The 20,292-nt window shown below is 72.2% G+C and carries 20 protein-coding genes; 12 read left to right on the top strand and 8 right to left on the bottom strand.

Translation table 11 applies throughout. The features are described 5' to 3' along the window. Positions 1-45 precede the first annotated feature (45 nt). The 5 genes from ACFY1U_RS17205 to paaA are packed head-to-tail and all read right to left on the bottom strand — an operon-like array spanning position 46 to position 3,641. Entirely contained in the window at positions 46-1,107 is a 1,062-nt protein-coding gene (locus ACFY1U_RS17205; RefSeq protein ID WP_390694942.1) for a 2Fe-2S iron-sulfur cluster-binding protein, read from the bottom strand. Next, positions 1,107-1,622 (bottom strand): 1,2-phenylacetyl-CoA epoxidase subunit PaaD, encoded by a 516-nt coding sequence (gene paaD, locus ACFY1U_RS17200; protein ID WP_390695220.1) that lies wholly within the window; start codon positions 1,620-1,622, stop codon positions 1,107-1,109. Before paaD ends, ACFY1U_RS17205 begins: the two co-directional genes overlap by 1 nt. Next, a complete protein-coding gene (gene paaC, locus ACFY1U_RS17195; protein WP_390694941.1) occupies positions 1,619-2,338 on the bottom strand; it encodes a 1,2-phenylacetyl-CoA epoxidase subunit PaaC in 720 nt (239 codons plus the stop codon). The genes paaD and paaC overlap by 4 nt, the downstream gene beginning before the upstream one ends. Then, positions 2,335-2,622, bottom strand: coding sequence for a 1,2-phenylacetyl-CoA epoxidase subunit PaaB (paaB, locus tag ACFY1U_RS17190; RefSeq protein WP_057606276.1), 288 nt, complete (start codon positions 2,620-2,622; stop codon positions 2,335-2,337). The genes paaC and paaB overlap by 4 nt, the downstream gene beginning before the upstream one ends. Then, positions 2,619-3,641, bottom strand: coding sequence for a 1,2-phenylacetyl-CoA epoxidase subunit PaaA (paaA, locus tag ACFY1U_RS17185; RefSeq protein WP_390694940.1), 1,023 nt, complete (start codon positions 3,639-3,641; stop codon positions 2,619-2,621). Before paaA ends, paaB begins: the two co-directional genes overlap by 4 nt. Before the next feature lie 251 nt (positions 3,642-3,892). On the opposite strand from paaA, the gene ACFY1U_RS17180 reads away from it, so the two are divergent. The 3 genes from ACFY1U_RS17180 to ACFY1U_RS17170 all read left to right on the top strand — a co-directional run bounded on the left by ACFY1U_RS17180 (position 3,893) and on the right by ACFY1U_RS17170 (position 6,848). Beyond that, positions 3,893-4,804: a DUF5819 family protein gene (locus tag ACFY1U_RS17180; RefSeq protein ID WP_390694939.1), complete on the top strand. Its 912-nt coding sequence runs from the start codon at positions 3,893-3,895 to the stop codon at positions 4,802-4,804. Beyond that, positions 4,801-6,015, top strand: coding sequence for an HTTM domain-containing protein (locus ACFY1U_RS17175; RefSeq protein WP_390694938.1), 1,215 nt, complete (start codon positions 4,801-4,803; stop codon positions 6,013-6,015). Before ACFY1U_RS17180 ends, ACFY1U_RS17175 begins: the two co-directional genes overlap by 4 nt. Positions 6,016-6,083: 68 nt before the next feature. After that, the gene (locus ACFY1U_RS17170; protein WP_390694937.1) at positions 6,084-6,848 is read left to right on the top strand and encodes a TrmH family RNA methyltransferase; all 765 of its coding nucleotides are present in this window, start codon (positions 6,084-6,086) and stop codon (positions 6,846-6,848) included. On the opposite strand, the gene paaN is transcribed toward ACFY1U_RS17170, so the two are convergent. Next, positions 6,845-8,536, bottom strand: coding sequence for a phenylacetic acid degradation protein PaaN (gene paaN / locus ACFY1U_RS17165; RefSeq protein ID WP_390694936.1), 1,692 nt, complete (start codon positions 8,534-8,536; stop codon positions 6,845-6,847). The two genes, ACFY1U_RS17170 and paaN, sit on opposite strands and share 4 nt — an antisense overlap. Before the next feature lie 159 nt (positions 8,537-8,695). Here paaN and ACFY1U_RS17160 point away from each other — a divergent pair, with 159 nt between their 5' ends. Then, entirely contained in the window at positions 8,696-10,213 is a 1,518-nt protein-coding gene (locus ACFY1U_RS17160; RefSeq protein WP_390694935.1) for a 3-hydroxyacyl-CoA dehydrogenase, read from the top strand. Next, positions 10,210-10,800, top strand: coding sequence for a TetR/AcrR family transcriptional regulator (locus ACFY1U_RS17155; protein ID WP_390694934.1), 591 nt, complete (start codon positions 10,210-10,212; stop codon positions 10,798-10,800). Before ACFY1U_RS17160 ends, ACFY1U_RS17155 begins: the two co-directional genes overlap by 4 nt. A gap of 15 nt (positions 10,801-10,815) precedes the next feature. Here ACFY1U_RS17155 and ACFY1U_RS17150 read toward each other — a convergent pair whose 3' ends face one another. Further along, the gene (locus ACFY1U_RS17150; RefSeq protein WP_365833922.1) at positions 10,816-11,301 is read right to left on the bottom strand and encodes an Lrp/AsnC family transcriptional regulator; all 486 of its coding nucleotides are present in this window, start codon (positions 11,299-11,301) and stop codon (positions 10,816-10,818) included. 189 nt (positions 11,302-11,490) lie between these two features. Here ACFY1U_RS17150 and pdhA point away from each other — a divergent pair, with 189 nt between their 5' ends. The 7 genes from pdhA to ACFY1U_RS17115 all read left to right on the top strand — a co-directional run bounded on the left by pdhA (position 11,491) and on the right by ACFY1U_RS17115 (position 19,497). After that, complete coding sequence (gene pdhA, locus ACFY1U_RS17145; protein ID WP_390694933.1) at positions 11,491-12,624, top strand: pyruvate dehydrogenase (acetyl-transferring) E1 component subunit alpha; 1,134 nt, start codon at positions 11,491-11,493, stop codon at positions 12,622-12,624. Beyond that, the gene (locus ACFY1U_RS17140; RefSeq protein WP_390694932.1) at positions 12,624-13,628 is read left to right on the top strand and encodes an alpha-ketoacid dehydrogenase subunit beta; all 1,005 of its coding nucleotides are present in this window, start codon (positions 12,624-12,626) and stop codon (positions 13,626-13,628) included. The genes pdhA and ACFY1U_RS17140 overlap by 1 nt, the downstream gene beginning before the upstream one ends. Next, complete coding sequence (locus ACFY1U_RS17135; protein ID WP_390694931.1) at positions 13,628-14,932, top strand: dihydrolipoamide acetyltransferase family protein; 1,305 nt, start codon at positions 13,628-13,630, stop codon at positions 14,930-14,932. Before ACFY1U_RS17140 ends, ACFY1U_RS17135 begins: the two co-directional genes overlap by 1 nt. A 74-nt stretch (positions 14,933-15,006) precedes the next feature. After that, positions 15,007-15,957 (top strand): NTP transferase domain-containing protein, encoded by a 951-nt coding sequence (locus tag ACFY1U_RS17130; protein ID WP_390694930.1) that lies wholly within the window; start codon positions 15,007-15,009, stop codon positions 15,955-15,957. Further along, positions 15,954-17,336 carry a molybdopterin molybdotransferase MoeA gene (locus ACFY1U_RS17125; RefSeq protein WP_390694929.1) on the top strand — a complete coding sequence of 461 codons (1,383 nt, stop codon included), beginning with the start codon at positions 15,954-15,956 and terminating at the stop codon, positions 17,334-17,336. The genes ACFY1U_RS17130 and ACFY1U_RS17125 overlap by 4 nt, the downstream gene beginning before the upstream one ends. Further along, positions 17,333-18,430, top strand: coding sequence for a potassium channel family protein (locus ACFY1U_RS17120; RefSeq protein ID WP_390694928.1), 1,098 nt, complete (start codon positions 17,333-17,335; stop codon positions 18,428-18,430). The genes ACFY1U_RS17125 and ACFY1U_RS17120 overlap by 4 nt, the downstream gene beginning before the upstream one ends. Positions 18,431-18,516: 86 nt before the next feature. Then, the gene (locus tag ACFY1U_RS17115; protein WP_390694927.1) at positions 18,517-19,497 is read left to right on the top strand and encodes an NAD(P)H-quinone oxidoreductase; all 981 of its coding nucleotides are present in this window, start codon (positions 18,517-18,519) and stop codon (positions 19,495-19,497) included. A 12-nt stretch (positions 19,498-19,509) separates the two neighbouring features. Here ACFY1U_RS17115 and ACFY1U_RS17110 read toward each other — a convergent pair whose 3' ends face one another. After that, positions 19,510-19,914, bottom strand: a complete 405-nt coding sequence (locus ACFY1U_RS17110) for a hypothetical protein (protein WP_390694926.1) — start codon at positions 19,912-19,914, stop codon at positions 19,510-19,512. Positions 19,915-20,292 lie beyond the last annotated feature (378 nt).

Raw genomic sequence — 20,292 nt, 5'->3', positions numbered from 1 at the left:
AGAAGAAGGGAACGGTGCGCCGACTCCCGAACCTTCCCAGGTGGTTCAGCGGTCGAAGTCCAGCTCCACCTTCTCCGTCACCGGATGCGACTGGCACGCCAGCACGTATCCCGCCTCCGTCTCCTCCGGTTCCAGCGCGAAGTTGCGGTCCATGCGCACCTCGCCGGTCACCAGGAAGGCCCGGCAGGTGCCGCACACCCCGCCCTTGCAGGCGTAGGGCGCGTCGGGGCGGTTGCGCAGGACCGTCTCCAGCAGGGACTCGCCGTCCTGGACGGGCCAGGTCCCGCCGCGGCCGTCCAGCCGGGCGGTGACCGTGCTGTGTGCGGGGGCGGTGGTGGCCGGCGCGGGGGCGGCGGCGTCGACGTGGAAGATCTCCTCGTGGATGCGCGTGCGTGTCACACCGAGCCCGCGCAGGGCCCGCTCGGCCCCTTGGACCAGTCCGAACGGCCCGCACAGGAACCATCCCGCCACCTGCCGCACCGGCAGCAGCGCCGGAAGCAGCTCCGTCAACCGCTCCTGGTCGAGGCGTCCGGACGGCAGCCCCGCCTGCTGTTCCTCCCGGGACAGCACCGTCACCAGCTGCAGCCGCCCCGGATACCGGTCCTTCAGATCGGCGGCCTCGTCCAGGAACATCGTCGAGGCGGCCGTGCGGTCGCTGCGTATCAGACAGAACCGGGCCTCCGGCTCACGCGCCAGCAGCGTCGAGACGATCGACAGCACCGGGGTGATGCCGCTGCCGCCGACGATCGCCGCGTACAGGCCGGGCGCGGGGTCGAGGGTGAAGCGGCCGGCCGGGGTCATCACCTCCAGCTCGTCGCCGACATTGATCTCTTTCAGCGCGTAGGTCGAGAAGGCACCGCCCTCGACCAGGCGCACGCCGACCCGCAGGGTGCCGGGGCCCGCGCCGTCGGGGGCCGGTGCCGGGGAGCAGATCGAGTACGTGCGCCGTATCTCCTTGCCGTCGACCAGGCGCCGCAGGGCGAGGTGCTGGCCCGGGGCGTGCCGGTACTCCTCGCGCAGCTCCCGGGGCACGGTGAGGGTGAGGGCCACGGAGTCGTCGGTGAGCCGGTCGACCGCCGCCACCCGGAGCGTGTGGAAGCGGGCCATCACAGCTCCTTGAAGTGGTCGAAGGGTTCACGGCAGGACAGGCAGCGCCGCAGCGCCTTGCAGGCGGTGGAGGAGAAGCGGCTGAGCAGCTCGGTGTCGGTGCTGCCGCAGTGCGGGCAGTGCACCGGCTCCAGCGTGCGGGTCGGGCCCAGCGACACGGGGACCGGTCCGGATGCCTCCCGCACACGCGGTGGAGCTATCCCGAACTCCCGCAGCTTGCGCCGCCCTTCGGCGGTGATGTCGTCCGTCGACCAGGCGGGCCGCAGCACCGTGCGGACGGTGACGTCCCGTATGCCGTGCGCGTGCAGTACTCGCTCTATGTCCAGGGACATCGCCTCGATGGCGGGGCAGCCGGTGTAGGTCGGTGTCAGTTCGACCTCGACCGAGTCCGCGCCGCGCACATGCACCGCGCGCAGGACGCCGAGCTCCTGGAGGGTGAGCACGGGCAGTTCCGGGTCGGGCACCGAACCGGCGATCTCGAGGAGTTCGGACTCCAGGTCGGTGGCCGTTGTCACCATGACGCCCCCGGGTGGCTGCGGTGCAGGTGCTGCATCTCGGCGAGCATCCGCCCGAAGGACTCGGTGTGCACGCCCTGACGGCCCGCGCCGGCCGTCCACGCTCCGGCGCGCGGCCCCTCGGGGACCGTCAGGGTCGCGCGGTGCAGCACGGCCCGGACGGACTCCAGCCAGGCCGTCTCCATCCCGGCCAGGTCGGCGTCCAGGCCGTCCACCGGCTGGAACATCTCGCCGGTGAACCGCCACAGGGCCGTGCACGCGCGCTGCATGCGCGCGTGGCCGGTCTCCGTGCCGTCGCCGAGCCGCAGGGTCCACTGTTCGGCGTGGTCGCGGTGGTAGGCGACCTCCTTGACGGCCTTTGCGGCGAGGCCGGCGAACGGGCCGTCCTTGGCGGCGAGTTCGGCGTACAGCAGGTGCTGGTAGGTGGAGAAGTAGAGCTGGCGGGCGATGGTGTGGGCGAAGTCGCCGTTCGGCTGTTCCACCAGCTGGAGGTTGCGGAAGGCGCGCTCCTCGCGCAGATACGCCAGCTCGTCCTCGTCGCCCACCGTCGACAGCAGCACGCGGGCCTGGCCCAGCAGGTCCAGCGCGATGTTGGCGAGGGCGACCTCCTCCTCCAGGACGGGGGCATGCCCCGCCCATTCGCCGAGGCGGTGCGAGAGCACCAGGGCGTCGTCGCCGAGGGCGAGGGCGGCGGTTGCGGGGACGGTCGCGGTCACAGGTGCTTCACCCCCTCCGGGATCTCGTAGAACGTCGGGTGGCGGTACGGCTTGTCGGCGGCCGGTTCGAAGAACGGGTCCTTCTCGTCCGGGGAGGACGCGGTGATCGCGGACGACGGCACGACCCAGATCGAGACGCCCTCGCCGCGGCGGGTGTACAGGTCGCGGGCGTTGCGCAGGGCGAACTCCGCGTCCGGCGCGTGCAGGCTGCCGGCGTGGGTGTGCGAGAGGCCGCGGCGTGAGCGCACGAAGACCTCCCACAGGGGCCAGTCGGTGTTCGTCATGCTCGCGTCGCTCCCATCTCGCCGGGCTTGCTGCTCCCGCTGGTCCCGCTCGTGTGCTTGGCTGCGTAGGCTGCGGCCGACTCCCGCACCCACGCACCTTCTTCGTGCGCGCGCCTGCGCTGGGTGAGCCGCTGCTCGTTGCACGGGCCGTTGCCCTTGAGGACCTCTTTGAACTCGGTCCAGTCGATCGGGCCGAAGTCGTAGTGCCCCCGCTCCTCGTTCCACTTCAGGTCCGGGTCGGGGAGGGTGAGGCCCAGCGACTCGGCCTGGGGGACGCAGATGTCGACGAAGCGCTGGCGCAGCTCGTCGTTCGAATGCCGCTTGATCTTCCACGTCATCGACTGCGCCGAGTGCGCCGACTCGTCGTCGGGCGGGCCGAACATCATCAGGGACGGCCACCACCAGCGGTTCACCGCGTCCTGCGCCATCTCCCGCTGCTCGGGGGTGCCGCGGCCGAGGGCCAGCAGCAGTTCGTACCCCTGGCGCTGGTGGAAGGACTCCTCCTTGCAGATGCGGATCATCGCGCGTGCGTACGGGCCGTAGGAGCAGCGGCACAGCGGGACCTGGTTGGTGATCGCGGCGCCGTCCACCAGCCAGCCGATTGCGCCGACGTCCGCCCAGGTCAGCGTCGGGTAGTTGAAGATCGAGGAGTACTTCTGGCGGCCGGAGTGGAGCTTGTCGAGCAGCTCGTCGCGGCTGGTGCCGAGGGTTTCGGCCGCGCTGTACAGGTAGAGCCCGTGGCCGGCCTCGTCCTGGACCTTGGCCATCAGGATCGCCTTGCGGCGCAGGGAGGGCGCGCGGGTGATCCAGTTGGCCTCCGGCTGCATGCCGATGATCTCGGAGTGGGCGTGCTGCGCCATCTGCCGGACCAGCGTCGCGCGATAGGCGTCGGGCATCCAGTCGCGCGGCTCGATGCGCTCGTCGGCGGCCACGGCGGCGTCGAAGGCACGCTCGTACGCAGCGGTGCCGCCGGTGTCTTCCGCGGTGCCGTACGCCTGGTGCGCGGCTGCTGTCGCCATGCGGTCCCCCTCGACCTGGGCTCTGTCCGGAGCTGGCTCCCGACCGATCGTTCGGTTCGTGCGATTCCATGGTGGGACGGGCGCCGTAAGGTGTCAACCGCTGTGGATAACTTGCGCCCCCGTCCTGTGGACAAGTGGGGGCGACCTCGCGTATGCCGCGACCAGCTCGGCCCGACGGGGGCTGTGCCGGGCGGGCGGGCCTGAGTACCGTGCCCCTGCGAGTGCGGTGGCGGATCGGGAGACGGGGCGGAATGGACGCGTACGGCACAGACTCGGACGCCCGGCAGGGGCCGGACGGGCCGGGCAGGCCGGGCGGTGCGCCCGAGCCGGATGCTCCGCCGGGGCCGGTCGGTCCGCCCGAACCGGACAGGTCGCTTGCGCAGGACGGTCCGCCCGAGCCGGCCGGGCCGTACCCGACGGACGGTCCGCAGGACGTCTCACCGGACGCCGCCGTGCCGGATTCGGGCGTCTTGGCCTTCTCGGCGGCTCCCGTGGCGGGCCCGTACGGCGAACCCCGCACCGGGGTGGCCGCTCTCTCCCTGCGCTACCAGATCGGCGCCGCGCTGGCGCTCGCCGTCGTCGCCGTCCTCGTCTGTGTGCATGTCGGGATGGTCTTTCTGCACGTCGCGCCGTCGAACACGCTGACCAAGGCGCACGGCAAGGCGATCGACGACTGGATCTACCCCGAGTTCGAGCAGAACTGGAAGCTCTTCGCGCCGAACCCGCTGCAGCAGAACATCGCCGTCCAGGTGCGCGCCGAGGTGCAGGAGAAGAACGGCGAGGTGCTGACCACCGGCTGGTACGACCTGTCCGCCGAGGACGGGCAGGCCATCGACGGCAATCTGCTGCCGAGCCACACCCAGCAGAACGAGCTGCGCCGGGCCTGGGACTTCTTCGTCGCCACGCACGACGGCAACAACCGTCCGGTGGGGCTGCGCGGCGCCCTGTCCGAGAGCTATCTGCGGCGCATAGCCGTGCTCCGCCTGGGTCGTGACGACGCGGCCGGGAAGGGCGGGGTCATCGAGCAGGTGCAGGTCCGTTCCCGCACCACCAATGTGCCCCCGCCGAAGTGGAGCGCCGAGAAGATCTCCGACAAACCCATGGACCGCGTGCTGCCCTGGTGGCCGGTCACGGCCGCGGACACCGACGGAGGCGCCCGGTGAACCGCTTCGCCCTCTCGGTCTCCTCCGCCATCGCCCGCATCACCGAATCGGCGCTCGGCCCCTACCAGTCCGCCGTGATCCGCATCGGCTTCAGCACGACCTGGCTGCTGTTCCTGCTGCGCGAGTTTCCCCATCGCGAGGAGCTGTACGGCCCCGGCAGCCCGTGGAGCTGGGACCTCGCCCAGCAGCTGATCGCGTCCAACAGTGCCTTCTCGGCCCTGATGTGGTCGGACGGCCGGGGCTGGTTCGAGTTCGTCTACGCGCTCGCCGCCCTGTCGAGCGTTCTGCTGCTGCTCGGCTGGCGCACCCGGACCATGTCCGTGCTGTTCATGATCGGTGTGCTCTCGCTGCAGAACCGCAGCGTCTTCATGGGGGACGGCGGCGACAACGTCCTGCACCTGATGTCCGTGTACCTCGTGTTCACGCGCTGCGGCCAGGTCTGGTCGCTGGACGCACGGCGGGCAGAGCGGGCGCGTCGGGCACGCGCGCGTGGAGAGCGGGTTTCCGACCGGGTCGGCCCGGCGCTGTGGGCCGTGCTCGGGTTCGCGCTGATCGCCGTGACGGCCGGCGGGCGGTTCGACGGCGCCGACCCGACCGTGCCCGTGATCCTGTGGGGTGCCTGGCTCGCGCAGGCCGTGTGGTGGCTGGTCGGACGCCGGGCGAAGAGCGGGGAGCCGAGGATCCTGCTGGACGTCGTCGCCAACATCGTGCACAACGGCGCCCTCTTCGTGATCATGACGGAGGCCTGTCTGATCTACGCGACGGCCGGCTGGTACAAGATCCAGGGCACGCGCTGGCAGGACGGCACGGCGGTCTACTACCCCCTCCACCTCGACTACTTCTCGCCCTGGCCCGGGCTCGCCGACCTGCTGTCGTCGAGCGGCACGATGGTGATGCTCGTGACGTACGGGACGGTCATGGTGCAGGTCGCCTTCCCGTTCACGCTGTTCAACCGGCGGGTCAAGAACGTCCTGCTGGCGGCCATGATGACGGAGCACGCCGTGATCGCCGTCGTCCTCGGGCTGCCGTTCTTCTCGCTGGCGATGATCGCGACGGATGCGGTCTTCCTGCCGACGTCGCTCCTGCATCGCCTCGGCGACTGGGCGGCACGCGCGCGTGGCCGCCTCCTCGCCCGCTCCGGTCGGACGACGCCGGCCGGGCCGCGCGCCCCGGAGAGCCCCGAGCCCACGCAGGTGAGCTCCACGGCGTGAGCCCGGAGCAGGCAGACCCACGCTCCACGGCGTGAGCCGCGGACCCGCGCGCACGTAGGCTGCACGCCATGACCGAACCCGCGCCCGACCCCGTGACCGCCTGGCGCCGGATCGCCGGCAGCTGTGTGCTGCTCGACGGTTTCCATGCCCTCAAGCACGCCGTGCGTTTCGGAGCCGAGGTCCCGGTGGCGGTCACCGCCGATCGGCGGGCGGCGCTCGCCCTCGCCGACGAGCTCGCCCCCGACGTGCGGGACGCGCTGGCCGGCCTTCTCACCGAGGTGCCGGAGCCGGCGTACCGGAGCCTGGTGCCGCGCCCGCATCCCACCGCCGTCGCCGCCCTGGCCGTACGACCGTCCCGCGCGGACAACCTGGAGAAGCTCGCGCACACCCCGCGCACCGCCCCCGTCGTGGTCCTCGACAACCCGCGCAACCTCGGCAACGCGGGCGCCGTGATCCGTCTGGCCGCCGGTTTCGGTGCGACCGGTGTGGTCACCACCGGCACCCTCGACCCGTGGCACCCCACGGTGGTGCGCGGCGGCGCGGGGCTGCACTTCGCGACCGCCGTGGAACGGCTGGCCGTCGACGAGCTGCCCGCGGGGCCGCTGTTCGCCCTGGACCCGGAGGGCGACGACATCCGGGGCGTCAAGCTCCCGGACGACGCCGTCCTCGCGTTCGGCTCCGAGCGCAGCGGCCTGTCCGCCGAACTACGCGCGCGTACCGATCACTTGCTGGCGCTGCCGATGCGCCCCCAGGTCTCCAGCTACAACCTCGCGACCAGTGTGGCCATGACGCTGTACCACTGGAGCGCCACCGGGGGCGCGCTCGGTTCCTAGGCCTCGCGGCGCACCTCGACCACCCGGAAGCGGTTGGCGACGAATGCGCCGTCACACAGCGCCGAGTTGGCCGCCGGGTTGCCCCCGGACCCGTGGAAGTCCGAGAACGCGGCCGTCTGGTTCACGTACACCCCGCCCGTGAGGTTCAGCGACAGCTGGGCGGCCTCCTCCAGGCAGACCTCCTGGACCGTCTGCTCGACCTCCTCGTCGGTCGTGTACGCGCCGACCGTCATCGCGCCCTTCTCCCGGATGGTGCGGCGCAGCAGTTCCGCGCCCTCCGCGGCCGAGTCGACCGCGACGGCGAAGGAGACCGGGCCGAAGCACTCGCTCATGTAGGCGGCCTCGTCGTCGGGCTTGGCGCCGTCCAGCTTCACGATCACCGGCGTGCGCACCACCGCGCCCGGGAACTCCGGGTTGCTGATCTCCCTGGAGGCCAGGGCGACTTCGCCGAGACCGGCGGCCGCCTCCAGACGGGCCTTCACATCCGGGTTGACGATCGCGCCGAGCAGGGCGTTCGCGCGCGCGTCGTCGCCGAGGAGGCCGTCGACCGAGCGGGCGAGGTCGGCGACCACCTCGTCGAAGGTCTTGGGGCCCTCGTCGGTGCGGATGCCGTCGCGGGGGATCAGCAGGTTCTGCGGGGTCGTGCACATCTGGCCGCTGTACAGGGACAGCGAGAAGGCCAGGTTGGAGAGCATGCCCTTGTAGTTCGCGGTGGAGTCGACCAGCACCGTGTTGACGCCGGCCTTCTCCGTGTAGACCTGCGCCTGGCGGGCGTTGGCCTCCAGCCAGTCGCCGAACGCCGTCGAGCCCGTGTAGTCGATGATCCGGATCTCCGGGCGCGTGGCCAGTGTCTTCGCGATGCCCTCGCCGGGGCGCTCGGCGGCCAGGGCCACCAGGTTCGGGTCGAAGCCGGCCTCGGCGAGGACCTGGCGCGCGACCTGCACGGTGAGCGCGAGCGGCAGCACCGCGCGCGGGTGGGGCTTGACCAGGACCGCGTTGCCGGTGGCGAGGGACGCGAACAGGCCCGGATAGCCGTTCCACGTGGGGAAGGTGTTGCAGCCGATCACCAGCGCGATCCCGCGCGGAACTGCCGTGAACTGCTTGGTGAGCGCCAGCGGGTCGCGCTTGCCCTGGGGCTTGGTCCACTCCGCGGTGTCGGGGGTGCGGACCTGCTCCACGTACGCGTACGCCACCGCCTCCAGACCGCGGTCCTGGGCGTGCGGGCCGCCGGCCTGGAACGCCATCATGAAGGCCTGGCCGGAGGTGTGCATCACCGCGTGCGCGAACTCGTGCGTCCGGTCGCTGATCCGCTTCAGGATCTCCAGACACACCACCGCGCGCGCCTCGGCGCCGGCGTCGCGCCACGCGCGCTGTCCGGCCTTCATGGCGGGCAGCAGCTCGTCGACGTCCGCGTGCGGGTAGGTCACGCCCAGCTCGATGCCGTAAGGCGAGATCTCGGCGCCCACCCAGTCGTCCGTGCCGGGCTGGCCGAGGTCGAGGCGGGTGCCCAGCAGGGCGTCGAAGGCGGCCTTGCCCGCCGCCGCGTCCAGGCTGCCGTTCTCGCCGTACGCCTTGGGGTGTTCGGGGTGCGGGGACCAGTACGCGCGCGTGCGGATCGCTTCCAGCGCCTGGTCGAGGGTGGGCCGGTGCTTGGCGATCAGGTCGCGGGTGGTCAGTTCGGCGGCCATGCGGGACCAACTCCTCGTCTTGAGAACTCTTCGTCGAGCTCATGACCTGGCAGAAACATGGGCAGGAACAGCCGGTCAGAGTTAGAGTAACCGAACGATCGGTCGGGACAAGGGGGCCTGCCGCATCTGTGGAAAACCCCGTGCGGGAGGATCGCGCACATGACAGCACTCGACCTCAGCAGCCCCGTGGCCGTCGTCGGCACCGGCACCATGGGCCAGGGCATCGCCCAGGTCGCGCTGGTCGCAGGCCATCGCGTTCGGCTGTACGACGCCGCTGCCGGGCGTGCCTCGCAAGCGGCCGCGGCGATCGGGGCCCGCCTCGACCGGCTCGTCGAGAAGGACCGGCTCACGGCCGCCGACCGGGACACGGCACGCGAGCGTCTGCTGCCCGCCGAGAGCCTCTCCGAACTCGCCGACTGCTCCCTGGTCGTCGAGGCCGTCCTGGAGCAGCTGGACGCCAAACAGGCCCTGCTGCGTGAGCTGGAGGAGATCGTCGCCGAGGACTGTCTGCTGGCGACCAACACCTCCTCCCTGTCCGTCACCGCCATCGGCGGGTCCCTGCGCCACCCCGGGCGCTTCGTCGGCCTGCACTTCTTCAATCCCGCGCCGCTGCTCCCCCTCGTCGAGGTCGTCTCCGGGTTCGCCACCGACGTCTCGTCGGCCACGCGCGCGTACGAGATGGCGCGCGCCTGGGGCAAGACACCGGTCGCCTGCGCCGACACCCCCGGCTTCATCGTCAACCGCATCGCCCGGCCCTTCTACGCCGAGGCCTTCGCCGTGTACGAGGCCCAGGGCGCCGACCCCGCCACCATCGACGCGATCCTGCGTGAGTCCGGCGGCTTCAGGATGGGCGCCTTCGAACTGACCGACCTCATCGGACAGGACGTCAACGAGTCCGTCACGCACTCCGTATGGCGCTCCTTCTTCCAGGACGTGCGCTTCACGCCCTCCCTCGCCCAGCGGCGCCTCGTCGAGTCGGGCCGGCTCGGCCGCAAGAGCGGTCAGGGCTGGTATGAGTACGGGGATGACGCCGAGCGCCCCGAGCCGCACACAGCGGAGCCCGCGCAGCAGCCCGCGTACGTCGTCGTCGAGGGTGACCTGGGTCCCGCCTCCGAGCTGCTCCCGCTGATCCGCGAGGCGGGCATCGCCGTGCGTGAGGAGGAAGAGGACCACGGCACCCGCCTGGTGCTGCCGAGCGGCGGCCAGCTGGCGCTCGCCGACGGCCAGACCTCCGTCGAGTTCCGCGACGTCGTCTACTTCGACCTCGCCCTCGACTACCGCCGGGCCACCCGTATCGCCCTGTCTGCGTCCCAGGACACCTCGCCGCAGACGCTCGCCGAGGCCACCGGCCTCTTCCAGGCGCTCGGCAAGAACGTCAGCGTCATCGGCGACGTCCCCGGCATGATCGTCGCCCGCACGGTCGCCCGGATCGTCGACCTCGCGCACGACGCCGTCGCCAAGGGCGTGGCCACCGAGGAGGACATCGACACCGCGATGCGCCTGGGCGTCAACTACCCCCTCGGGCCCTTCGAGTGGAGTCGCAGGCTCGGCCGCAACTGGGCGTACGCCCTCCTCGACGACCTGCACCTGCGCGACCCCTCCGGGCGCTATGCTCCCTCCCTCGCGCTGTACCGGCACGCGTACGCCTCCGACAAGCGGGAGGGCAGCCAGTCATGACCACTGCCAAGCGCGACACGTACACCCCGGAGACGCTGCTCTCCGTCGCCGTCCAGGTCTTCAACGAACGCGGCTACGACGGCACCTCCATGGAGCACCTCTCCAAGGCGGCCGGCATCTCCAAGTCGTCGATCTACCACCATGTGGCCGGCAAGGAGGAGCTGCTGCGCCGGGCCGTCAGCCGGGCGCTCGACGGCCTGTTCGGGATCCTCGACGAGGAGCACGCGCGCGTGGGGCGCGCCGCCGACCGCCTCGAGTACGTCGTGCGGCGCATGGTCGAGGTGCTGATCGGCGAGCTGCCGTATGTGACGCTTCTGCTGCGGGTGCGCGGCAACACGGGCACCGAGCGCTGGGCCCTGGAGCGGCGCCGCGAGTTCGACCACCAGGTGGCCGAGCTGCTGAAGGCGGCCGCCGCCGACGGGGACGTACGGGGTGACGTGGAGGTGCGGCTCGCCACCAGGCTCGTCTTCGGGATGATCAATTCGATTGTCGAGTGGTACCGGCCCGACGGGCGGGGCATGAGTGAGCGCGAAGTGGCCGACGCGGTCGTGCAGCTGGTCTTCGGAGGGCTCCGCAAGGAGGCCTGAGCGGCTCCCTGGGGCTCAGCCCTGCGGCTCCAGGTCCTCCTCCTCGAACACCAGCAGCGTGCGCGTGCTGAGCACCTCGGGCATCGCCTGCAGCCGGGTGAGCACCAGCTCGCGCAGTGCCTTGTTGTCCGGTGTGTGCACCAGCAGCAGTACGTCGAAGTCGCCGCCCACCAGGGCAATGTGGGAGGCCCCGGGCAGCTGTCTGAGCTGCTCGCGCACCGTGCGCCAGGAGTTCTGGACGATCTTCAGGGTGATGTACGCCGAGGTGCCCTGACCTGCGCGCTCATGGTTGACACGGGCCCCGAAACCGCGGATGACACCGTCGTCGATGAGACGGTTGATACGCGCGTAGGCGTTGGCGCGTGAGACGTGCACCCGTTCCGCGACCGACCGTATGGAGGCGCGGCCGTCCGCCTGGAGCATCTGGAGGATGTCCAGATCGATGGCGTCGAGCGGACGCGGGAGCGGTAGGGGGCTTCCACCTTCCGGCCCTTCGGCCATTTGTTCAGGTGCCATGTCCCCCCGCCTCCCTACCATGGACGTACTGCGTTCATTTCAGGTTGTGGAGAACCGTTTGTCCACAGCCTGGAGGTGCCTGTAGCCAAAATGTGCCGACGACCGAACAATCGGTAGGTGAGGCGCATCACACCCGTGGCGCGCCTGAAGCCGCTCCCACGAGGAGGTGCCGTCATGACGGTCATGGAGCAGCGGGGCGGGTATCGGCCATCGCCGCCCCCCGCCTGGCAGCCCCGCACCGACCCCGCGCCGCTGCTGCCCGACGCGGAGCCCTACCGCGTCCTCGGCACCGAGGCCGCAGCGAAGGCCGACCCGGCCCTGCTGCGCCGCCTGTACGCCGGGCTGGTGCGCGGCCGCAGGTACAACGTGCAGGCGACCGCCCTCACCAAGCAGGGCCGTCTCGCCGTCTACCCCTCCAGCACCGGCCAGGAGGCCTGCCAGGTCGCCGCCGCGCTCGCCCTCGAGGACCGCGACTGGCTCTTCCCCAGCTACCGCGACACGCTCGCCGCCGTCGCCCGCGGCCTGGACCCCGTCCAGGCGCTCACCCTGCTGCGCGGCGACTGGCACACCGGCTACGACCCGCACGAACACCGCGTGGCCCCCCTGTGCACCCCCCTCGCCACCCAGCTCCCGCACGCCGTGGGCCTCGCGCACGCCGCCCGCCTCAAGGGCGACGACGTGGTCGCGCTCGCCCTGGTCGGTGACGGCGGCTCCAGCGAGGGCGACTTCCACGAGGCACTGAACTTCGCCGCCGTCTGGCAGGCCCCAGTGGTCTTCCTGGTCCAGAACAACGGCTTCGCGATCTCCGTCCCGCTCGCCAAGCAGACCGCGGCCCCGTCGCTGGCCCACAAGGCCGTCGGCTACGGCATGCCCGGCCGCCTGGTCGACGGCAACGACGCGGCCGCCGTGCACGAGGTCCTCACCGATGCCGTGCGCCGCGCCCGCGAGGGCGGCGGCCCCACGCTGATCGAGGCGATCACCTACCGCGTCGACGCCCACACCAACGCCGACGACGCGACCCGCTACCGCGGCGACACCGAGGTCGAGGCCTGGCGCGCCCACGACCCCATCGCGCTCCTGGAGCACGAACTGACCGAGCGCGGCCTGCTCGACGAGGACGGCATACGGGCCGCCCGCGACGACGCCGAGTCCCTGGCCGCCGACCTGCGCGAGCGCATGAACCAGGACCCGGTCCTCGACCCGATGGACCTGTTCGCCCATGTGTACGCCGAGCCCACCGGTCAACTGCGCGAACAGCGGGCCCAGTTGCAGGCGGAGCTGCACGCGGAACAGGAAGGCGGGCACTGATGACCACCGTCGCCCTCAAGCCGGCCACCATGGCGCAGGCCCTCACGCGCGCGCTGCGCGACGCCATGGCCGCCGACCCCACCGTGCACGTCATGGGCGAGGACGTCGGCACCCTCGGCGGTGTCTTCCGCGTCACCGACGGCCTCGCCAAGGAGTTCGGCGAGGACCGCTGCACGGACACCCCGCTGGCCGAGGCGGGCATCCTCGGCACCGCGGTCGGCATGGCGATGTACGGCCTGCGCCCGGTCGTGGAGATGCAGTTCGACGCGTTCGCCTACCCGGGGTTCGAGCAGCTGATCTCGCACGTGTCCCGGATGCGCAACCGCACCCGCGGCGCGATGCCCCTCCCGCTCACCATCCGCGTCCCCTACGGCGGCGGCATCGGCGGTGTCGAACACCACAGCGACTCCTCCGAGGCGTACTACATGGCGACTCCGGGGCTCCATGTCGTCACGCCCGCCACCGTCGCCGACGCCTACGGCCTGCTGCGCGCCGCGATCGCCTCCGACGACCCGGTCGTCTTCCTCGAACCCAAGCGCCTGTACTGGTCCAAGGACTCCTGGAACCCGGAGCACCCGACGGACGTTGAACCGATAGGCCGCGCGATGGTGCGGCGCTCGGGCCGCAGCGCCACGCTCATCACGTACGGACCGTCGGTGCCCGTCTGCCTCGAAGCCGCCGAGGCCGCGCGGGCCGAGGGCTGGGACCTCGAAGTCGTCGACCTGCGCTCCCTGGTGCCGTTCGACGACGAGACGGTCTGCGCCTCGGTACGGCGGACCGGGCGCGCGGTCGTCGTACACGAGTCGGGCGGGTTCGGCGGCCCGGGCGGGGAGATCGCGGCCCGCGTCACCGAGCGCTGCTTCCACCACCTGGAGGCGCCGGTGCTGCGCGTGGCGGGCTTCGACATCCCCTACCCGCCGCCGATGCTGGAGCGCCACCACCTGCCCGGCGTGGACCGGATCCTGGACGCCGTGGGGCGTCTGCAGTGGGAGGCCGAGAGCTGATGGCACAGGTGTTGGAGTTCAGGCTCCCCGACCTCGGGGAGGGCCTGACCGAGGCGGAGATCGTCCGCTGGCTGGTGGAGGTCGGCGACGTCGTCGCGGTCGACCAGCCGGTCGTCGAGGTCGAGACGGCCAAGGCGCTGGTCGACGTGCCCTGCCCCTACGGCGGTGTGGTCACCGCCCGCTTCGGCGAGGAGGGCACCGAACTGCCCGTCGGCGCCCCCTTGTTGACGGTCGCCGTCGGACCGGCGGCTTCAGGGGGCGAGACCGAGGGCTCGGGCAACGTCCTGGTGGGATACGGCACTTCGGAGGCGCCCGCGCGGCGCCGGAGGGTACGGCCGGGACAGCCGGCGCCCGCCGCGCCCCGCGAGGCGAACGGAAGCTCCGGCGCACGCGGGACGGCGGACGGACCCGTTCCGGTGATCTCGCCGCTGGTGCGCAGGCTCGCCCGGCAGAACGGCCTGGACCTGAAGGAGATGACGGGCTCCGGCCCCGACGGTCTGATCCTGCGCGCGGACGTCGAGTACGCGCTGCGTGCCGCCGAGGCACAGGGACGGACGGCCGAACGGGCCGTCGAACCCCAGGCGCCCGCGCAGGCCCCCACCACAGCACCCGACCCCGGCCTCCGCATCCCCCTCAAGGGCATCCGCGGCGCCGTCGCCGACAAGCTCTCCCGCAGCCGCCGCGAGATACCGGACGCGACCTGCTGGGTGGACGCCGACGCGACGGAGCTCATGCGCGCGCGTGCCGCCATGAACGCCGCCGGCGGGCCGAAGGTCTCCCTTCTCGCCCTGCTGGCCCGCATCTGCACGGCCGCCCTCGCCAGGTTCCCCGAGCTCAACTCCACGGTCGACATGGAGGCCAGGGAGGTCGTCCGGCTCGACCAGGTCCACCTCGGCTTCGCCGCGCAGACCGAGCGCGGCCTTGTCGTCCCGGTCGTAAGGGACGCACACGCGCGTGACGCGGAAGCGCTCACCGCTGAGTTCGCCCGGCTGACCGAGGCGGCCCGCACGGGCAGCCTCACACCCGGGGAACTCACCGGCGGCACCTTCACGTTGAACAACTACGGCGTGTTCGGTGTCGACGGGTCCACCCCGATCATCAACCACCCCGAGGCGGCCATGCTCGGCGTCGGCCGCATCGTCCCCAAACCGTGGGTGCACGAGGGCGAGCTCGCCGTACGGCAGGTCGTCCAGCTCTCGCTCACCTTCGACCACCGGGTCTGCGACGGCGGCACGGCAGGCGGCTTCCTGCGGTACGTGGCGGACTGCGTGGAACAGCCGGCGGTCCTGCTGCGCACACTGTGACGGCGAGGACGCCCACGCGTTCCGGGTGACGCCCATGCGTTCCCTGTGATCGTGACGGCACGCATACTCGGGGGATGACCTCGCACGAGCCCTCCGGCGACCGCGGCGCCACCCCGGCAGACGACGCGTACGACGCCGTCGTGCTCGCCGGGGGCGCCGCCCGGCGGCTCGGCGGCGCAGACAAACCCGGCGTGCACGTCGGCGGCCGGGCGCTGCTCGACCGGGTGCTGGCCGCCTGCGACGACGCCCGCACGACCGTCGTCGTCGCCGGCTCCAGGCCCACCGCCCGGCCCGTGCTGTGGGCCCGCGAGGACCCGCCCGGCGGAGGACCCCTCGCCGCGCTCGGCGCCGGACTGCACCACACCAGGGCCGAGCAGACCGTGGTTCTCTCCGCCGACCTCCCGTTCCTCGACGCGGCCACCGTGCGACGGCTGCTGAGCGCACTGCACGCGAGCGACGCCGAAGGCGTCCTGCTCACCGACGCCGACGGCCGCGACCAGCCCCTCGTGGCCGCCTACCGCACGCACGCGCTGCGCCGTGAACTGGCCGCGCTCGCCACCGAGCACGGCGGTCTCACCGGGCTGCCGCTGCGCCGGCTGACCGCGGCCCTCCACCTCACCCGCGTCCCGGACCCCGTCGCCTCCTTCGACTGCGACACCTGGGACGACATCGCCACCGCCAGGGCACGCATCAGGGAGCATGGGCACGTGTTGGATGAATGGATTTCCGCAGCCAAGGACGAGCTCGGCATCGACCTCGACGTCGACACCGGTGTCCTGCTCGACCTTGCCCGCGACGCCGCCCACGGGGTGGCCAGGCCCGCGGCACCGCTGACCACCTTCCTCGTCGGCTACGCGGCCGCCCAGGCCGGCGGCGGCCCCGAAGCCGTCGCTCAAGCCGCCCGCAAGGCCGAGGCCCTCGCCCTGCGCTGGGCCGAGGAGGCCGACGAGACGGACAAGGCCGCGGGCGCCAAGCCCGACGTCGCTCCCGATGCCACCCCCGACACCCGCCCGGACGCCGGGTGACCGCCCGCTCCGCGAGGCCCGGCGAGGACGTCGAGGACCTCGACGTCGAGGAGGTGCTCGCCCTGGTGAAGGAACCCGACCACCGCACCCCCGACCACCGTGCCCCCGGCGACTCCGTGCCCGCGCCCGCCCCGCAGGACGCCCACCCCGCCGCGCCGCACAAGCCCGACGCCCACCACCGGGCCACCCCCTGGCCCGAGGCCCGGTCGATCGCCGCGCGCGCCGCCCGGTCCGGCGCCCGCCGCCCGCTCGTCTCGGTCCCCCTCGAAGCCGCCCTCGGCCTCACCCTGGCCGCCCCCCTCACCGCCCTCACCGACCTGCCCTCCTTCGACACCTCGGCGATGGACGGCTGGGCGGTCGCGGGCCCCGGCCCCTGGGACGTACGCGGCGAGGGCGTCCTGGCCGGACACGCCGAGCCCGAAGCCCTCACCGACGGCGAGGCCGTCCGTATCGCCACCGGCGCCCGCATCCCCCCGGACACCACCGCCGTGATCCGCAGCGAACACGGCCGCACCGACGACAAGGGCCGCCTGCACGCCCCGCGCGAGGTGCAGCACGGCCAGGACATCCGCCCCCGCGGCCAGGAGTGCCGCACCGGCGACCAGCTCCTGCCCGTCGGCGCCCTCGTGACCCCCGCCGTCCTCGGCCTCGCCGCGGCCGCCGGCTACGACACCCTCACCGCCGTCCCCCGCCCCCGCGTCGAGGTCCTCGTCCTGGGCGACGAGCTGCTCACCGAGGGGCGGCCGCACGACGGCCTGATCCGGGACGCCCTCGGCCCGATGCTGCCGCCCTGGCTGCGCGCGCTGGGCGCCGAGGTGACCTCCGTACGAAGGCTCGGCGACGACGCGAAGGCCCTGCGCAAGGCCGTCACGGGCTCCGAAGCCGACCTGATCGTCACCACCGGCGGTACCGCCTCCGGCCCCGTCGACCACGTCCACCCGACCCTGCAGCGCATCGGCGCCGAACTCCTCGTGGACGGTGTGAAGGTGCGGCCCGGCCATCCCATGCTGCTGGCCCGTATCAAGGAGAACCAGCACCTCGTCGGCCTCCCCGGCAACCCCCTCGCCGCCGTCTCCGGCCTGCTCACCCTCGCCGAACCCCTGCTGCGCACACTCGCCGCCCGCCCCGCTCCGGAGCCGTACGCCCTGCCGCTCCAGGACGGGGTCCACGGGCATCCGTACGACACCCGGCTCATCCCCGTCGTGCTGCGCGGAGACAGCGCCGTACCGCTGCACTACAACGGTCCGGCCATGCTGCGCGGCATCGCGGCGGCCGATGCCCTCGCCGTCGTGCCACCGGGCGGCGCCCGCCCCGGTCAGGAGCTCGAACTCCTCGACCTGCCGTGGGCGTCCGCCGGAATCGGGGTGTGTTTCACGTGAAACTTCCGGGCCATGACGCGATCGCCCGCCAGGCGGACGAACATCTCGTGACCCACCGGGTGAGACTGCCGAGGAAGGTGGTCGAACGGCCGATCCGCCAGGTCGCCAAACGGCTGTTACTGGCCCTGGCGGTCCTGGTCGCGACCGCCCTGATCGTCTACGCCGACCACGACGGCTACAACGACAACTCCGACCGGTCCGTCGACCTGCTCGACGCCTTCTACTACGCGACCGTCACCCTCTCCACCACCGGATACGGCGACATCACCCCGGTCAGTGACACCGCCCGGTTCACCAACATCTTCGTCGTCACGCCGCTGCGCGTGCTCTTCCTGATCATCCTGGTCGGCACCACGCTCGAAGTCCTCACCGAACGCACCCGGGAGGAATGGCGACTGAACCGCTGGAGGTCCACCTTGCGCGACCACACCGTCGTCGTCGGCTTCGGGACGAAGGGGCGCTCGGCGATCCAGACCGTGTGCGCGACGGGACTGAAGAAGGAGCAGGTCGTCGTCGTCGACCCCAGCTCCAAGGTGATCGAGGCGGCGACGGCCGAGGGCTACGTCGGGGTGGTCGGGGACGCGACGCGCAGCGACGTGCTGAAGCGGGCCGAGGTGCACCGGGCGCGGCAGATCATCATCGCCACCCAGCGCGACGACACGGCCGTCCTCGTCACGCTGACGGCCCGGCAGCTCAACCGCGGGGCGAAGATCGTGGCCGCGGTGCGCGAGGAGGAGAACGCGCCGCTGCTCCAGCAGTCCGGCGCCGACGCGGTCATCACCAGCGCGAGTGCCGCCGGCCGCCTGCTCGGCCTGTCCGTGCTCAGCCCGGCGGCCGCCATGGTCATGGAGGACCTCATCCAGCAGGGCAGCGGGCTCGACATGATCGAGCGGCCGGTCGTGAAGGCCGAGGTGGGCAAGACACCGAGGGAGACCGAGGACCTGGTCGTGAGCGTCGTACGCGGGCACCGGGTGCTCGGATACGACGATCAGGCCGTCGGGACACTGCAGTTGACGGACCGGCTGATCACCATCGTGCGGGCGACGCCCGGCGAGCAGGTCGCACCCGATGTCCGGCCCCTGCGCCCGGAGTGATCACCCGCGGTTGCGGCGCCGCGTCGTGACCGGCCCGGGAACCGGCACGCCGCGCACCGCCGACGGCAGGGAGTAGCGTCCCCTTCATGCATGCGATCACGATTCCCGAACCTGGTGGGCCCGAGGCGCTGGTGTGGGACGAGGTCCCGGATCCGGTGGCCGGTGAGGGCGAGGTCCTGGTCGAGGTGGTGGCCAGCGCCGTCAACCGCGCCGACATCCTGCAGCGGCAGGGCTTCTACGACCCGCCGCCCGGCGCCTCCCGCCACCCCGGTCTGGAGTGCTCCGGCCGGGTCGCCGCGCTCGGTCCCGGAGTCGCCGGCTGGGCGGTCGGCGACGAGGTGTGCGCGCTGCTCGCGGGCGGCGGCTACGCCGAGAAGGTCGCCGTCCCGGCGGGACAGCTGCTGCCCGTCCCCAAGGGCGTCGACCTCAAGCAGGCGGCCGCGCTGCCCGAGGTGGTCTGCACGGTCTGGTCCAACGTCTTCATGATCGCCCACCTGCGGCCCGGCGAGACGCTGCTCGTGCACGGCGGCTCCAGCGGCATCGGCACCATGGCGATCCAGCTCGCCAAGGCCGTAGGCGCCAAGGTCGCCGTCACGGCGGGCACCGAGGAGAAGCTGCGGCAGTGCGCCGCACTGGGCGCCGACATCCTGATCAACTACCGGGAGCAGGACTTCGTCAGCGAGGTCAAGAAGGCCACGGACGGCGCGGGCGCCGACGTCATCCTCGACAACATGGGCGCCAAGTACCTGGACCGCAACATCCAGGCCCTCGCCGTCAACGGCCGTCTCGCGATCATCGGCATGCAGGGCGGCATCAAGGGCGAACTGAACATCGCCACACTCCTGAACAAGCGGGCCGCCGTCAGCGCCACCTCGCTGCGGGCCCGCCCGCTCACCGAGAAGGCGGCGATCGTCGCGGCCGTACGCGAGCATGTGTGGCCCCTCCTCGACGCCGGCCACGTCCGCCCCGTCGTCGACCGCGAACTCCCGATGGCCGACGCGGCGGCGGCCCACCGGGTCGTCGAGGAGAGCGGCCACGTGGGCAAGGTGCTGCTGGTCGTGCCCTGAATTCCCGCCTCCCTACGCCCGCCGCATCCGCAGACCGATGAAGGCGAGGCCCAGGCCGAGGCCGATCAGGACCAGGCCGCTGCCCAGTGGCAGGATCCGCAGGACGGGCTCGGTGGGCTGCTGGGCGGCTTGAGCCACGGGGCGCCGAGCGGGCCTGGAGGGCACCAGGCCCGCCTCCGCCGGCGGTGACGCCGAGGCGGCCTGCCCCGTGTCCGCCTCCTCCTCGGACGAGTCCTCGTCCCCCATGTCCGAGGGGGCGGCCGCGGACTCGTCCGCCGTCTCCCGACGCCCCGGCCGCTCCCGGCCCTCACCCGCCCGGCTCCCGGCGCGGGACGGCTCCGGGGAGGCGGTGGAGGAGGGGGAGGCAGACGCGGAGGCGGTTCGAGAGGCAGCCGCTGGGGCTCCCTCGGCAGCCATGCGGCCGGCGTCGTGCGTCCCGTGTGTCGACACCGCACCGTGTGTCGACACGCTCCCGTGCGGCGCCACCCCTCCGTAGGACGCGACAGCCCCGTACGACGGATCACCCCCGTACGGAAACACCAGTACGCCCGCCCCCACCCCCACCACCAGTCCGGCCCCCTTCAAAGCACGCAACCATGGATTCACGCCCCAAGCGTCACATTCACCAGTACTTCCGGCATTCCGGGTTCCGCCAAAAAACCGAACCCGCTGCACCATCAGGGTCTGTCGATGCGTCACGGGCTGCCGGCGCTCCTCGAAGACGGCCTCACTACGGCAACCGGCTGCGTACCGAGTGCGAGGCCGCTCCGCAGCGCGAGGACGGAAAGCCACGCT

It is taken from the genome of Streptomyces sp. NPDC001351 (assembly GCF_042896045.1).
Lineage (GTDB): Bacteria > Actinomycetota > Actinomycetes > Streptomycetales > Streptomycetaceae > Streptomyces.
This window is presented reverse-complemented; position numbering and strand designations above follow the sequence as displayed.